Here is a 13,318-nt window from a genome sequence, read left to right as displayed (position 1 = left end):
AAAGCGCACAAGGTCGACCTTTGCAGGCAGCAAATACACATTTGCGGTGGCCAGTAGGGTCAGATCATGGATGGCGACGCGTCGATGGCGGAACCCACATCGGCGGAGCCGGAAAGCGGCACGCCTGCCCGCCGGCGGTCCCGGCCCCAGTGGTTCGGAACGGTAGCCCTCGTTCTGAGCACCGTGGTGGTGTCCGTGGTCGCCACGTCGCTCGTCGACGGACTGATCAGATCAGCCGACCAGGACGCGTCGGGCCGCGCCGCCATCGCCCAGTGCCGGCGGTCGGCGGGCGGCACCATCGCGCGCGAGCACGCTGGCCGCTTCACGGTCGAATACCACGACGGTTTCATCAACGGCGTCAACGAAGCTGGCGACCGGGCCGTTCGGGTCATGGGGTCCGCCGCCGGAACGGGCGACGCCGGCCCTTTCACGTACACCTACTCGTGCACGCTCGGGTCGTACGACGCCGATGCGCAACAATGGGGCAGTTGGACGGCGGCCATCGGACGCGAACCCGTCAGCGGGACGGCAAGCCCAGGCGTCCCAACGTCGCCCGCAGCAGATGACGCCCCGCCATCGACTCCGGGCCCCTGAGGCGCTCCAGCACCCGCCCGCTCCAGGCGCCGGTCAGCCCGAACCGGGCGTTGTAGGCGCCCAGCCGCTCGTCGTAGGTCGGGATGTGCTTGTCGGCGGCGTCCGCGTCGTACCGCTCGTGGTGGAGGACCGCGGCCTGGGGCAGGCGGGGCTTGACGTCCGCCGCCTCTGACGGGTCGGGCGCGCCGACGGCCAGGCCGAACGTCGCCACGGTGTGCGGCGGCAGGCCAAGCTCGGCGGCGACCTGCTCCGGGTTGTTGCGGATCGCGCCGACGAACACCGCGCCCAGGCCGAGCGACTCGGCCGCGACCACGGCGTTCTGAGCCGCGAGCGCCGTGTCGACGAACCCGATGAGGGTGGTCTCCAGGTAGTCGGCGGCGCCCACGTGCGCCCCGGCCCGCCCGGCGAGGCGGCGGGCCCGGTCGAGGTCGGCGACCCAGACGAGGAACAGCGGCGCCTGGGCGATGAACGCCTGGTTGGCGGCCAGAGCCGACAGCCGCGCCTTGCGCTGCGGGTCGCGGACCGCGACGACGCTCCACGGCTGCAGGTTGGACGACGTCGAGGCGGACTGCGCGGCCGCGATCAGGGCGGTGAGCTCGGCGTCGGTCACGTCGCGGTCGGTGAATCTGCGCACCGAGCGGTGCGCGAGCTGCAGGCGGAGGACGTCGTTGACGACGCCGAGGGTGGCGGTGGGGTCGCCATAGCGGGCGGCAGCAGACATAATCTGCACTATACCCATCGCCTTAATAGGTTTATAGGGAGACGACATGGGCGAGTACCTCTGGTACATCCCGAACCAGGTCCAGCCCGGTCACCGCGGCGACGACACGGTGGTCGACCACAACACACTGGCCACCCTGTCCGGCCACGCCACCACCCTCGAGGAGTACGGGTGGGGCGGGGCGCTCATCGGCACCGGCTGGGGCCGGCCGGACACGTTCACGGTCGCCACCGCGCTGGCCGCGCGCACCACGACGTTCCAGCCGCTCATCGCGATCCGCCCCGGCTACTGGCGGCCGGCCAACTTCGCGTCCGCCGCCGCGACGCTGGACCACCTCACCGGCGGACGGGTCCTCATCAACATCGTGTCGGGCCAGGACAACCTCGCCGCGTACGGGGACAGCGAGGGCGACCAGGCGCACCGCTACGGCCGCACCAGGGAGTTCATCCACCTCGTGCGGCGGCTGTGGACGGAGGAGAACGTCACCCACGACGGCGGGCACTTCAAGGTCACCGGCTCCACGGTGGTGCCCCGCCCGGTGGTGCGCGGCGAGCGCCGCCACCCGCGGCTCTACTTCGGCGGCGCCTCGGCGGCCGCGGAGCGCGTCTCGGCCACGGAGGCCGACGTGCAGCTGTTCTGGGGCGAGCCGCTCGACGGGGTCCGGGAGCGCATCGAGCGGCTCACGGCGCTCAGCGACGAACTGGGGCGCGAGCACGCCCCGCTGGAGTTCGGGCTGCGCATCACCACGCTGGTGCGCGACACGACCGGGCAGGCCTGGGCCGACGCCGAGGCGAAGGTGGCCGAGATGGCGAAGGGCACCAGCGCCTTCCCGCGCGATCCGCACCGCCGCGCCGCCGTCGGCCAGCAGCGGCTGCTCGACCTGGCCGCGCGCGGCGAGGTGCTCGACGACAACCTCTACACCACCCCGGGAAAGTTCGGCGGCGGCGGCGCCGGGACGACCTGGCTGGTCGGCTCGGCCGAGGACGTGGCCCGGTCGCTGCAGAAGTACCGGGACCTCGGCATCACGCACTTCGTGCTGTCCGACACCCCGTACCTGAACGAGATCCGGCGCCAGGGTGCCCAACTGCTGCCGCTGCTGCGCGAACAGGCGGTCCCGGCTGCGGCGTGAGCCGGCCCGGCCCGCCCCGGCGGGATAGCGCGAACGGGGCGGGCCGGAGTCCGGACTACTTGACGATCGAGATGCCGGCCGTGATGTCCGGGGTGGTCGCCGGGAACGGGATGTTGACCTTCTTTCCGTCGATCTCCACCGCGATGTTCGCCGGTTTGCACGTCACCGTGACGGCGTCGAACCCGTCGTCGACCGCGGTCACCTTGCAGGTGACCACGATGGTGCCGATCTTCTTCTTGCCGGCGCACTTCGTGACCAGGTCGAAGACCAGGTCCTTCGCCTTGCCGGGCACGGAGATGTCGACCTCGAAGCGCAGCGTGTCGCCCACCGCGGGCTTGGTCTTCGTCTTGAACAGCGAGCTGAGCGGCACCCAGGTCACGTCGATCGTGGCCGGGGCCTTCGCCCGGTATGCGACGAGCGCGTACGCCGTGGCCGGCGCTGTCATGACCGGCCCGGCGCCGGTCGGCACGGTCGTCCCGGTGGGCTCCGGCGCCGCGCACACGGCGTCGGTGGCCTCCGGCTCCCCGGTGGGCACCGGCTCCCCGGTGGGCTCGGGCGGCGACGTGGGCCCGGGCACCGCGGAGGGCCCCGCGGCCGCCGTGGTCGGCTCGGGAGCCGTGGTCAGGGCCGGATGGGCGGTCACCACGTCGCGGGCGCCGACGGACGCCGGGGCGGCCGATGAGGCGCCGGCCACCGCGACCACGACGGTCGCCGCGAGAGCGGCGATGACCGCCCCGGACCAGAGTGCGCGCGCACTCCTGATCTTGTTCATGCGTTCCTCCTATGCGGTCGCCGGGGTTTCCGGCGACTCGCATGGGCTTCGGAACGCGCACGCCCGGGGTAGCGCACGCTGTTGGATGCACGTCAATACGTTGACAATCGGTCAGCGCGGAATGTCCGGGATATCGAGATCATCGTCGTCGTACGGGATATAGGCGCGGCGCGGCGCCGGTGGCGGATTCGCCGCCAGTCGCCTGACGAGTTGACATTCCACTCATGTCCACTGATCCGCTACCGAACGAGTTGACACCGGGTCCGGACACAGCTGGGACACGGATCTTCCCAGGTAGCGGGACGGTGATCTACGGTATGCGGCCATGGTGAGCAGTGGACAGGACGAGACGACGCCCAACGACGGCAGGCCCGCACGCGCGGCGGCGGTGACCCTCGCCGTCGCGCTGGTGGTGCTGACCGCCGGCCTCGGGTACGTCGACGGCACCGGCCTGTTCGCCCCGCTCAACTGGGTCGACACCGGCTTCTTCCCGACGTTCGCGACGAGTCCGGCATGGGGCACGGTGGTGTTCCTGCCGCTCCTGGTCGCGGGCGGCGCGCTGCTGTGCCACCGGGCCCTGCGGAGCCTGACGCCGGGCACGCCGGGGCGGTGGGCGTTCTGGGGCGCCTGGTCCGCCCTCGTGCTGGCCGCCTTCGGCGCCAAGCTGGTCTACACGCTGCTGCTGCTCGTGATCGCCGGCCCGCACGGGCTGCACGTCTGGCCCACGGTCGGCGCGGTGCTCGCCGCGTGCGGGCTGTCCGCCGCCAAGTACGGCTTCTTCGGTCTGCTCGCGGCCGGGCCCGCCGCCGCGGCGTACTCGATCAGTGCCTGGCGTGGGCGGCGCCGTGCCGGCGGCGGCGAGCGGACGGCAACCGACCCGCCGGCCGGCGCCCCCGCGCCGTTGTGGTCGCCGGTCCTGTTCGTGCTCGGCGCGATCGTGGCCGACAAGGCGGCCGAGACGATCTTCGGCTGGGTCGCCGTCGACACCGGGTTCCCCCCGGTCATCGGAGTGGTCGGCGCCTTCTTCCTGACCCTTTTCCTGTGGCGTCGCCTGGGCGCGCGGCTCACCGGGATCGCCCGCGTCGCGCTGTGGGCCACGACCTGCGGCGCCTCCGGGCTGGGCTTCCTGCTCCAGTGGCTGCGCGACGCGCTGTTCAACGGGTTCGGCGGCGGCCTGTTCCCGCTGATCGGCGCCCTGGTCCACGTCGGCGTGGGCGTGCTCGCCGGCGTCGTCACCTGCGCCGCCGGCCTGTGCTGGTCGGCGGTGAGCGCGCGCACGCCGGCCGGCCGGATCGCCGGGGCGTTGCGGGCCCGGGCCGCCGGTTCGCGCCGTGTCGAGATCGCCGCCATCATCCTCGCCATCGTCGCCGCGCTCCTGCCCTACCTCCCCTGGCCGGGCGGATCGACGACCTACGCCGTGCCGACCGCCGCCAGCGCCGACGCCGGGGGTCTGCTCCCGCTGACGATCGACCGCGGCGGCGACCCGGTCATCGCCGACAGTTCGGGCCGGCAGGTCCTGCTGCGCGGGGTCAACGTGAACCAGCTCGTCGACTACGGCCAGCGCGACCCGGCCTCGCCGACGGTCATGCCGCTCGCCGAGGACGACTACGCGCGGATGGCCGGCGACTGGGGCTTCAACGTGCAGCGGCTCAACCTGTCCTGGTCGGCGCTGGAGCCGAGCCGGGGCGTGTTCGACCGGGCGTACATCGCCCGGGTGCGCGCCGCCGTCGACCAGGCCGCCAAGCACGGCATCTACACCGTGCTCGACATGCACCAGGACACCTACTCCAAGTACGTCACGGCGACCCCCGGCACGACGTGCCGCTCCGGCGCCGAGCCCGAGTTCGGCAACGACGGCGCCCCGCAGTGGGCCACGCTCACCAACGGGGCCAAGGGCTGCGGCTTCATGGGCCGCGACCTGTCCCCCAACGTGCAGCAGGCCTTCACGAACCTGTACGCCGACACGGACGACCTCGGCGCGGAGTTCGCCCGGGCCTGGGGCGTGCTGGCGACGGAGTTCGCCGCCGACACCGCTGTCGCGGGGTACGACCTGCTCAACGAGCCCGGCCCGGGCAACGCCCCCGGCATCACGTCCGGGGTGCTGCTCGGCCGGCTCTACCAGCAGATCATCACGTCGATCCGGGCGGCGGAGGCGGGCGCGTACCACCACCTGATCTTCTTCGAGCCGTCGATCCTCTGGTCCGGGATGGGCTTCGACGCCACCCCGCCGGTGGGCTTCTCCGACGACCCGGCGCTGGTCTTCTCGCCGCACCTCTACAACGAGTCCATCACCATGGACCAGGGCCTCGGCGTCACCCTCACCACCATCGAGCACGGGTACGAACTGGCCAGGCGCGCCGCCGACGCGTACGACGTGCCGTTGTGGTCCGGCGAGTGGGGCTGGTTCGGCGACCTGGACAAGGTGCGCGGCCGCTACGACCGGTTCCTCGCCCGGCAGAACACCGATCTGCTCGGCTCGGCCGTGTGGGTGTGGAAGAAGTCGTGCGGCGACCCGCAGACCGGCGCCGACTCCCCGTCGTCGGGCAGCCTCAACCCGCTGGCGTGCCCGTCCCGCTCGCCGATGCCGAACCCGGCGTTCCTGCAGCCGGCCCTGTCGCAGGCGTACCCGCGGGCGGTCCCCGGTCGGCTCACGTCACTGAGCTCGTCGCCGACCGGCGTGGACCTGTCGCTCACCGGCGACGGCACCGGGTCGCTGGACGTCTGGGTCCCCGGCGCCACGGCGCCGACCGTCACCTCCACCGGGCTCACCGGTCTGACCGTCAGCCAGGGTCCCGACGGCGGGTGGCGGCTGACCGCCAACGCCTCCGGCGCGTACTCCCTGACGGCGCGCGGCTAGGTTGGCACCGTGAAGATCGAGGTGTTACCGGACCGGTTCGACGAGGTGCCGACGGCCGACGCGACGGGCATGGACCGGCGCGCCTTCGGCGAGTTCGTCAGCCCACGCGGCGAACTCGCGTCGTACGCGTTCGGCTGGACCACCGGGGCCGACCCGCACGTCGGCCGGGTGTCGGTCGGCATCGGCGCCGGCAACCCCGGCGGCGGCACGTTCCACGCCGTCGTGTTCGCGCACGAGGGCGACTGCGCGTACTCGCTGACCGACGAGCCCTTCGAACGGGTCCCGCAGGGCGGCCCGCACCTCACGGCGCAGCAGGCCCGTGCCCACGAGGACCTGCCGTTCGTCTGGTGGGTCGTGGACCAGGTCATGGAGCGCGACCGCCGCGCGTGGTGGATGCGGCACTGGGTGCTGGGCACCCACAGCATCCAGACGCCGGAGGTCTTCGAGCACCGCGAGCCCGTCCTGCTGGTCGGCAACGACGAGGACGGCGTCTGGCAGCTCATCGGCGCCACAAGAGCAGGCGACGACGGCAAGGTCGGGCACCTGTCGCACAACATCGACGAGGACCCGACGCTGATCGAGATCCTCGACCTGCCGGCGGGCCACAGCGCGTACCGCACCCACGTCGGCGGCCGGTGGACCCGACAGCCCGGCTACCCGACTGAGCGGTAGGTTCGCGTCGCCTGAGCCAGCGTGACGACCGACCCGTCCCGGCGCACGGTGCCGTCCCTGGGGCGCTGGCCGGCACTGTCCACTGTGTCGTTTGCCGGACGGAGGTTCTGCCCGGTCGGTTGGCCCGCACCCGAAACCTTTTCGGCGTCCGACCTGCGAGACCTCCCGGTTGACCGGTTCAGGGATCTCGGTAGAGTCGTGCGACGGAGCCTGGACGACATCCATCGCAACGAATGGACAAATGAGGCATGAGTGACACTCGGCCACCGTCAACCAGGCACCGCGCGGGTTCCTCGCCGACCCGACGACGCATCGTCATCATCTCCGTCGTGGCGGCCATCGCCGCCGCGTCGATCGCCGCGTTCGCCGCGCTGTCGTCGGCCAACCCGTCGACCACCGACGCCCGGAACGGGACGTCGGCCGGCGCGACGGACAGCAACGGCGCGCCCATCGGCAGCGGCGCGCCGTCCGCGACCACGACGCCGGGCGCCGCGCCGACCTCGGCCGCCCCGATGCCGACCGGCCCGTGCGGGCGCAAGGCCGGCGCCAAGCCGGTCGTGAAGGTCACCAACGTCAACGTGGGCGTCAGCGTGAAGGGGTACGGCGGCGAGGGCGACACCGAGCCGCTGCCGATGGCCATCGCGTCCACCCCGTCGGGCGGGTCATGGCTCGCCTGGCTGGCCGGCGGCAAGATCTACCTCGGCAAGCTCGACTGCGACGACAAGCTGGTCGGCAAGCCCACCACGTTTACGGGCATCGACCTGCAGGACGTGCAGGCCGACGCGAACGGCGGCGTCCTGCTGCTCACCCGCAAGGGCTCCTGCGGCAGCGGCCCGCTGTGCGGCGGCTCGTCGAGCCCGTGCAACACCATGCACATGGTCCGGTTCGACAACAACGGCACGATGGTCTGGGAGCGCCAGGTCACGAACCTGTCCAGCAGCCGCCAGGGCTACGACAACGGCGCCCGGTTCGTCTGGTGGTACCAGCACCACGGCCGCCTCGCCACCGACGGCAGGAACTGGGCGGCGTACTTCGGCGTGGCCATCACCGTCCAGAACGGCAACTGCGTCGACATCCACGAGGGCGACCGCATGCAGGTCGTCAGCTCGAGCGGCAAGCTGGTGTCGCACCGCGACGCGTTCGAGGTCGGCTGCAGCCACGCGTGGACGTCGCGCATCGTGTGGGATCCGCGTGCCAAGAAGTTCGCCATGGTGTGCGCGACGGACAACGACTGCCGCATCGCGCAGCCCAGCCCGTACCGCACGGTCGCGTCCGGGACGTGCGACGGCACGCTGTTCGGCGGAGACCTGGTGCTCGCGAAGTCCAAGGGTTACTGGACGGCGTGGAGCCAGGGCGGCAAGATCCGCCTGGAGCACTTCACCACCGGCGCGTCGGACAAACGCGTCAGTACGGGCTTCAGCTCACGCCACCCGCACCTGGTCACCTACGGGAGCGGCCGGATGCTGCTGTCCTGGGCGTCGGGCTCCGGGATGACCGCGCAGGTCTACGACTCGGGCACGGGCGCCAAGGTCGGCGGCACGTTCACCATCAACGCCCGCGACCACGACTACCAGGCATTCAAGGCGTACCCGGACGGCAGCGCCGCCTACCCGGCCGCGGGCAGCAACGGCACATCGATCCGCATCGCCCGCGTCATGCCGCTGGGCTGACGACAGCCGGCCGCGTCGGCGTCCCCGCCGCCGACGCGGTCCACGACCTATCGATCAGAGTGCGCGCCGTGCCTGGGACAGGCGGTCGAACACGACGTCCAGAATGCCGCGGTGGATGCCGTAGCTGATGCGCCAGCCGGGTTCCGCATCCGGCCCGTAGTGGCCGGCGGGAAGCAGGTCGACGCGGGCGCGCCGCAGCAGGGCGGACAGGCGATCGGACCCGTCGTCCTCGATCCATCCGATGAGGCCCGGCACCCCCGGGGCCAGCGCCACCCCGACGTCCAGGCCAGGCAGGAAGGACCCGAGGGCGACGCGGTTGACCTCGAGTTCTGCCCGCGTCTGTGCCAGCCAGTCGTCACCGTGGTCCAGGCACGCCAACGAGGCGGCCACGCCGAACGTGTCCGGGGCCGGGAGCGCGACGTCGGGAAGGCCGCCGAGGTATTCGGCGGCCGCGGCGTTGGCGTACAGGAAGCCGGTGCGCATGCCGCTCGATCCGAACGTCTTGGACAGTGAGGTGCACACGACCACCGCGGCATCGTGGTCATCCGCCCGGGACAGGAACGACGGGCAACCCGACAACGGAAGGTGTACCTCGTCGACGACGACCGCGCACCGCGCCTGCGCGGCGAGATCCAGGATCCGGTCCATCTCCGCAACCGATCGCGCCGTGGCGAAGGGATTATGCGGATGGCACAGCACGACACAGTCGCTGAGCTCGAGCGTCGATGCGACGGCCGCCCAGTCCACCGACGAGCCCGGCGCGCCCGGCGCCGGCACGGTCAGGAGCCGACGGCGCGGGTACGGCGCCAGCCGCGTCAGGTCGGGGTACAGCGGCGTCTCGACGGCAACCGTGCCGCCCGCGGTGACCAGCGCGTCCAGCGCCGTCCGGCAGGCCTGAAGGGCGTCCGAGCACGTTCGCGACCAGGCGAACTCGGTGAACCCGAACAGCTGTTTGGCGAGATCCCCATGCCGTTCGCTCAGCATCGCGGGGTCGAAGTAGCCGATGCCACGCTCCGCCAACCGCTCGGTGACGGCCTCGGCCACGAAGGCCGGGGTGCGCACGTCGAGTTCGGCGATGGTGAGCGGGATCGCGTCCGGAGCGGACCTGCGTTGCCAACGCAGCGAGCCGCGCTCCCACAACCGCTCGAGGCTCGGTTCGAAGTTGCTCATTCCGCGGTGACCCCCGGCGTCAGGACGTAGACCACGTAGGTCGAGTCCGCCCGCGTCGGCCGCAGGTCCCAGGTGCAGAACGCATGCTCCACGACGAGGCCGCTGCTCCGCGCGTCCTCCTCGAACTCCGACCTCAGGTAGCCACGGTCGAGGTCGAACCCCGCGATCATCCGCCCGTCCGCCACGAGACGCCGGCGAAGCTGGCCCAGGACGCGACGACGCGACGACGGGGCCAGGAACGCCATGACGTTGCCGGCCGCGACGACAACGTCGAAGGGCTCGTCCGTGGCTTCCGGGACGATGTCCAGCTCGGCCAGGTCCCCCTGGACCCAGCACGGGCCCGGATAGTCCGCGCGGGCGGCGTGGAGCAGCTGGGCGTCGGAGTCCACGCCGACGACACGGTGGCCCAGACGGTGCAGGCGCGCGCCGACGCGTCCGGTCCCGCAGCCGGCGTCCAGGATGCGCGCGCGACGGGGGGCCAGGGCGTCGACCAGGCGCGCCTCGCCGCCCAGGTCGACGCCCGTGCGCTCGTAGGTGCGGAACCGCTCGATGTACGCGGGGGCATGGCCGGGGTCGCGGGTCGTGAGCTCCTGCCACAGGGACGGCTCAGGCATGTTGGCTCCGCGCGATCGCGACACGGCCGTGGTAGGCGTCGATAGCCAGCGCCGTGGCGGCCTCGGCGTCGAGGTCGGCGAAGCGCGCGGGTGCGAGCGCCTGGGCGGCTTCGTCCGCCACATCGGCTGGCCCGGTCATGAGTTCCGTGAGGACCCGCGCACTGGCGAGCGCGTGCGTGACCAGTGCGCCGACCGCGACCCACACGTTGTCGGTGAGCTGACCGACCATCGGCAGGCCGTCCGGCGTGGCCGGGAACACCCCGTCCAGCCGCTTGGTGGGCGCGAACAGCCGCCGGTCCTTGAAGTGCTGACTCAGCTGGTGCATCGTCTCCTCGAACGTCCCGTCCCACCGCAGGTCCGCGCGCTCCCGCCCGACCATGTCCGCCACGTGGTCGGCGTGCGCCCGCGTGCCGAACCCCCAGCGGTCGCCATGCCAGCGTCCGTATATGGAGTGCTCCGGGAACCGGACGAACGGCTGCCGGTCCGGTGCGGCGTGCCCGGTGGGACCGTAGACGAACGGATGCCTGATCGGCACGACGGGCACGAGCACGCCGAGCGGATCCGCCAGTGCACGGGCCCAGACACTCGTGGCCAGCACGAGCCGGGCGGCCGCGAACGTTCCTGACGGGGTGGTGATCTCGACGTGGTCGGCGCGCTCGGTGATCCGGATCGCCGGCGTGTGCCAGTGGAAACGCACACCGGCCTTTTCGGCCTGTGCGCGCAGCATGGCGGTGAGCTGCGGTGCGTCGGTGACGGCGTCGTCGGGGAAGTGCAGCGCGGCGAGCGCCGTGCGCGAGTCGACACACTGCGGCGTGAGGGCCTCCGCCTCCCGCGGGTCGAGGCAGTGGACGGTGACGCCCGATTTCGCGGCAAGCGCGCGCCGCGCCTGCTGTGCGTCGACACCACACTCGGTCGTGACGGCCTCGATGCTGCCGACCCTGTCGAACACTCGTGGGTCGGCGCCCGTCAGACGCTCGCACAACGACATCGTCTCGGTGGCGAGGGCGGTCAGCACCGGGTGGTAGCCGAGTTCGCTGATGTAGCCCGGGGAATGACCCGTGGCGCCGGCGAGATCCGGACCGCCGGCGTCGAGGACGTGGACGCTGCTGCGGCCGAGGAGTCGCGCAACCGCGGTACCGACGATTCCCGCGCCTACGACGACCGTGTCACACAAGGTGGGCATGTTCGGCACCTCCGGTGGGATGGAAGTGGTGGGAGGCCGGCACAGCGTCACGCAGTCGCCGCACCGCCCACTCGGCGTACAGCCGCGCGCCCAGGGCCAGGACGTCGTCGTCGAAGACAACCGAGGCGGAGTGGTTGGGTGCCTGCCGGTCGAGGTCGATCCCGCGCGGCCCCGCGCCCAGGAGCACCATCGCTCCGGGCACCTGCTCAAGCACGTACGAAAAGTCCTCCGCCGTGGTCAGCGGCCCGGCGAGTTCCTGGTACCGCGTGCCCGGGAGGGCGGCGACGACGTCGCGGACGAGCGTGACCTCGGCTGCGTCGTTGACGGTCGCCGGGTAGAACGGCTCGATAACGACCTCGGCGGTGACGCCATGTGCGGCCGCGATCCCGTGGATCACCTGCGGCAGCAGCTGCCGGACCGCCTCCCGTTGGACGCGGCTGAAGGTGCGCACCGTGGCTTCGAAGTACGCCGAGTCGGGGATGACGTTGCGCCGCGTTCCCGCCCGCAGGATGCCGACAGTGCAGACGACCGGGTCCATCGCGTCGACCCGGCGGGTAACGGCGGTCTGCAGCCCGACCACCATGTCCGCCGCGGCGGTGACCGGGTCGCGGGCGGCGTGCGGCATCGAGGCGTGTCCGCCGCGGCCCTGGACGGTGACCATCAGTGCGTCGGAGGCGGCCATGATCGGGCCTGGCCTGGTGGTGACCGTGCCGAACGCGGCGAGACCAGCGAACACGTGCAGCGCCAGTGCCGCGCGTACACGGTCGCCGGCGGCGTCCAGCACTCCTTCCTCGATCATGTGTCGGGCGCCGGCGTCGCCCTCCTCGCCGGGCTGGAACATGAACACGACGTCACCGGACAGCTCGCCACGCCGCTCGGCCAGCAGACGCGCGGCACCGATCAGCATCGCGGTGTGCAGGTCGTGGCCGCAGGCGTGCATCTTGCCCGCCTCCGTCGACGCATACGGCAGGTCGGTCTTCTCGTCGATCGGCAGCGCGTCCATGTCGGCCCGCAGCAGGATCGCGGGCCGGTCGCTGCCGGTCGGGCGGCCGCCGCGCAGGACCGCCACAATGGACGACAGACCCCGACCGGTGTGGATCTCCACCGGGAGCCCTGCCAGAGCCTCCACCACCAGCCGCTGCGTTTGCGGCAGGTGCAGCCCGAGCTCGGGAACCCGGTGCAACGCGCGCCTGATCGCTCTCAGCTGGCGCAGCGTGTCCGCGTCGCACGTCGCTGCGGTCACCGCGGCGCGCCGCTCATTGCAGATGCCGGAGCTGATAGATCTGCGGCTGGGATCCTGCCTCTTCGGCATTCCTTGTGGCCGTTATCGGCACATGGCTGCGCAGCTACCATTTCAGATCTCCCCGTACTGAAACAAGTGCGGCCGACGCTAGCATGGCCGAGCCACTTCCCACCGATGTGATCACAACTTTGCGAGACTCATCCATTGTGGACCGCCGATGACCTGCAAAAAGGCATCGGAAATGTCCGGGAAGCACACCTCACATCGAGGCCCGTCGAGTCATGTCAATATGTTGACGCGATTAAAGATGGGATGATTGGCTGGACGCTAAGCTTGGTCCCAGCTTCGACGGCGCCTCGAGATCGTGCATGTTTCCCCAGTTCAACCGCGCAATCTCGATCGCAAGTTCTCAATTTTCGAGACAACATTGACGGTCGCTATGAACGGTCCGCTACGGTACACGTCGATCCGTAGTAGCGAAGACGCGTTACGGATGCGCGAACGTCTGCCAACCACACGGGGTGATTGACATGCAGCGACCGCCGATCGGCGCCACCAGCGCGCGCCATCTTCTGGGCGTTTCTCTACCGGACAGCCAGCGCGTCTGCTGATACCGGTACTACGGCCCAACAATTACTGACGCATCAACTACTGGTGCACGCCTGGGGGCGAGCGCCAGCAGTTCGCCATGCC

General features: G+C 71.3%; 11 protein-coding genes. 5 read left to right on the top strand and 6 right to left on the bottom strand.

Annotated elements, in window-relative coordinates; translation table 11 throughout:
- Positions 1–66: 66 nt before the first annotated feature.
- Entirely contained in the window at positions 67–594 is a 528-nt protein-coding gene (locus ABD211_RS01170; protein WP_344125233.1) for a hypothetical protein, read from the top strand.
- Here ABD211_RS01170 and ABD211_RS01165 read toward each other — a convergent pair.
- Entirely contained in the window at positions 518–1,315 is a 798-nt protein-coding gene (locus ABD211_RS01165; protein WP_344125231.1) for an NADPH-dependent oxidoreductase, read from the bottom strand. The genes ABD211_RS01170 and ABD211_RS01165 overlap by 77 nt on opposite strands.
- A gap of 46 nt (positions 1,316–1,361) precedes the next feature.
- Here ABD211_RS01165 and ABD211_RS01160 point away from each other — a divergent pair, with 46 nt between their 5' ends.
- A complete protein-coding gene (locus ABD211_RS01160; protein WP_344125229.1) occupies positions 1,362–2,444 on the top strand; it encodes an LLM class flavin-dependent oxidoreductase in 1,083 nt (360 codons plus the stop codon).
- 55 nt (positions 2,445–2,499) lie between these two features.
- On the opposite strand, the gene ABD211_RS01155 is transcribed toward ABD211_RS01160, so the two are convergent.
- The gene (locus ABD211_RS01155; protein WP_344125227.1) at positions 2,500–3,216 is read right to left on the bottom strand and encodes a hypothetical protein; all 717 of its coding nucleotides are present in this window, start codon (positions 3,214–3,216) and stop codon (positions 2,500–2,502) included.
- Positions 3,217–3,541: 325 nt separating this feature from the next.
- On the opposite strand from ABD211_RS01155, the gene ABD211_RS01150 reads away from it, so the two are divergent.
- The 3 genes from ABD211_RS01150 (at position 3,542) to ABD211_RS01140 (ending at position 8,415) form a co-directional block, all read left to right on the top strand.
- Positions 3,542–6,073: a glycoside hydrolase family 5 protein gene (locus ABD211_RS01150; protein ID WP_344125225.1), complete on the top strand. Its 2,532-nt coding sequence runs from the start codon at positions 3,542–3,544 to the stop codon at positions 6,071–6,073.
- Positions 6,074–6,082: 9 nt separating this feature from the next.
- Positions 6,083–6,745 carry a hypothetical protein gene (locus ABD211_RS01145; protein ID WP_344125223.1) on the top strand — a complete coding sequence of 221 codons (663 nt, stop codon included), beginning with the start codon at positions 6,083–6,085 and terminating at the stop codon, positions 6,743–6,745.
- 248 nt (positions 6,746–6,993) lie between these two features.
- The gene (locus ABD211_RS01140; protein WP_344125221.1) at positions 6,994–8,415 is read left to right on the top strand and encodes a hypothetical protein; all 1,422 of its coding nucleotides are present in this window, start codon (positions 6,994–6,996) and stop codon (positions 8,413–8,415) included.
- A gap of 54 nt (positions 8,416–8,469) precedes the next feature.
- Here ABD211_RS01140 and ABD211_RS01135 read toward each other — a convergent pair whose 3' ends face one another.
- The 4 genes from ABD211_RS01135 to ABD211_RS01120 are packed head-to-tail and all read right to left on the bottom strand — an operon-like array spanning position 8,470 to position 12,625.
- Complete coding sequence (locus tag ABD211_RS01135; RefSeq protein WP_344125219.1) at positions 8,470–9,585, bottom strand: aminotransferase class I/II-fold pyridoxal phosphate-dependent enzyme; 1,116 nt, start codon at positions 9,583–9,585, stop codon at positions 8,470–8,472.
- Complete coding sequence (locus tag ABD211_RS01130) at positions 9,582–10,199, bottom strand: class I SAM-dependent methyltransferase (RefSeq protein ID WP_344125217.1); 618 nt, start codon at positions 10,197–10,199, stop codon at positions 9,582–9,584. Before ABD211_RS01130 ends, ABD211_RS01135 begins: the two co-directional genes overlap by 4 nt.
- Positions 10,192–11,382 (bottom strand): NAD(P)/FAD-dependent oxidoreductase, encoded by a 1,191-nt coding sequence (locus ABD211_RS01125; protein WP_344125215.1) that lies wholly within the window; start codon positions 11,380–11,382, stop codon positions 10,192–10,194. The genes ABD211_RS01130 and ABD211_RS01125 overlap by 8 nt, the downstream gene beginning before the upstream one ends.
- Entirely contained in the window at positions 11,366–12,625 is a 1,260-nt protein-coding gene (locus ABD211_RS01120; RefSeq protein WP_344125213.1) for a M20 metallopeptidase family protein, read from the bottom strand. The genes ABD211_RS01125 and ABD211_RS01120 overlap by 17 nt, the downstream gene beginning before the upstream one ends.
- Positions 12,626–13,318 lie beyond the last annotated feature (693 nt).

Origin of the sequence: Luedemannella flava (genome assembly GCF_039528515.1) — a bacterium.
Classification (GTDB): Bacteria; Actinomycetota; Actinomycetes; order Mycobacteriales; family Micromonosporaceae; genus Luedemannella; species Luedemannella flava.
Note: the sequence above shows the minus strand (reverse complement) of the source record. Positions and strands in the feature narration are given on the sequence as shown.

What these genes read in the sequence shown, in the direction of transcription:
- ABD211_RS01170 (WP_344125233.1), top strand. Translation starts at nt 67, where the DNA reads ATGGATGGCGACGCGTCGATGGCGGAACCCACATCGGCGGAGCCGGAA.
- ABD211_RS01165 (WP_344125231.1), bottom strand. Translation starts at nt 1,315, where the DNA reads ATGTCTGCTGCCGCCCGCTATGGCGACCCCACCGCCACCCTCGGCGTC.
- ABD211_RS01160 (WP_344125229.1), top strand. Translation starts at nt 1,362, where the DNA reads ATGGGCGAGTACCTCTGGTACATCCCGAACCAGGTCCAGCCCGGTCAC.
- ABD211_RS01155 (WP_344125227.1), bottom strand. Translation starts at nt 3,216, where the DNA reads ATGAACAAGATCAGGAGTGCGCGCGCACTCTGGTCCGGGGCGGTCATC.
- ABD211_RS01150 (WP_344125225.1), top strand. Translation starts at nt 3,542, where the DNA reads ATGGTGAGCAGTGGACAGGACGAGACGACGCCCAACGACGGCAGGCCC.
- ABD211_RS01140 (WP_344125221.1), top strand. Translation starts at nt 6,994, where the DNA reads ATGAGTGACACTCGGCCACCGTCAACCAGGCACCGCGCGGGTTCCTCG.
- ABD211_RS01135 (WP_344125219.1), bottom strand. Translation starts at nt 9,585, where the DNA reads ATGAGCAACTTCGAACCGAGCCTCGAGCGGTTGTGGGAGCGCGGCTCG.
- ABD211_RS01130 (WP_344125217.1), bottom strand. Translation starts at nt 10,199, where the DNA reads ATGCCTGAGCCGTCCCTGTGGCAGGAGCTCACGACCCGCGACCCCGGC.
- ABD211_RS01125 (WP_344125215.1), bottom strand. Translation starts at nt 11,382, where the DNA reads ATGCCCACCTTGTGTGACACGGTCGTCGTAGGCGCGGGAATCGTCGGT.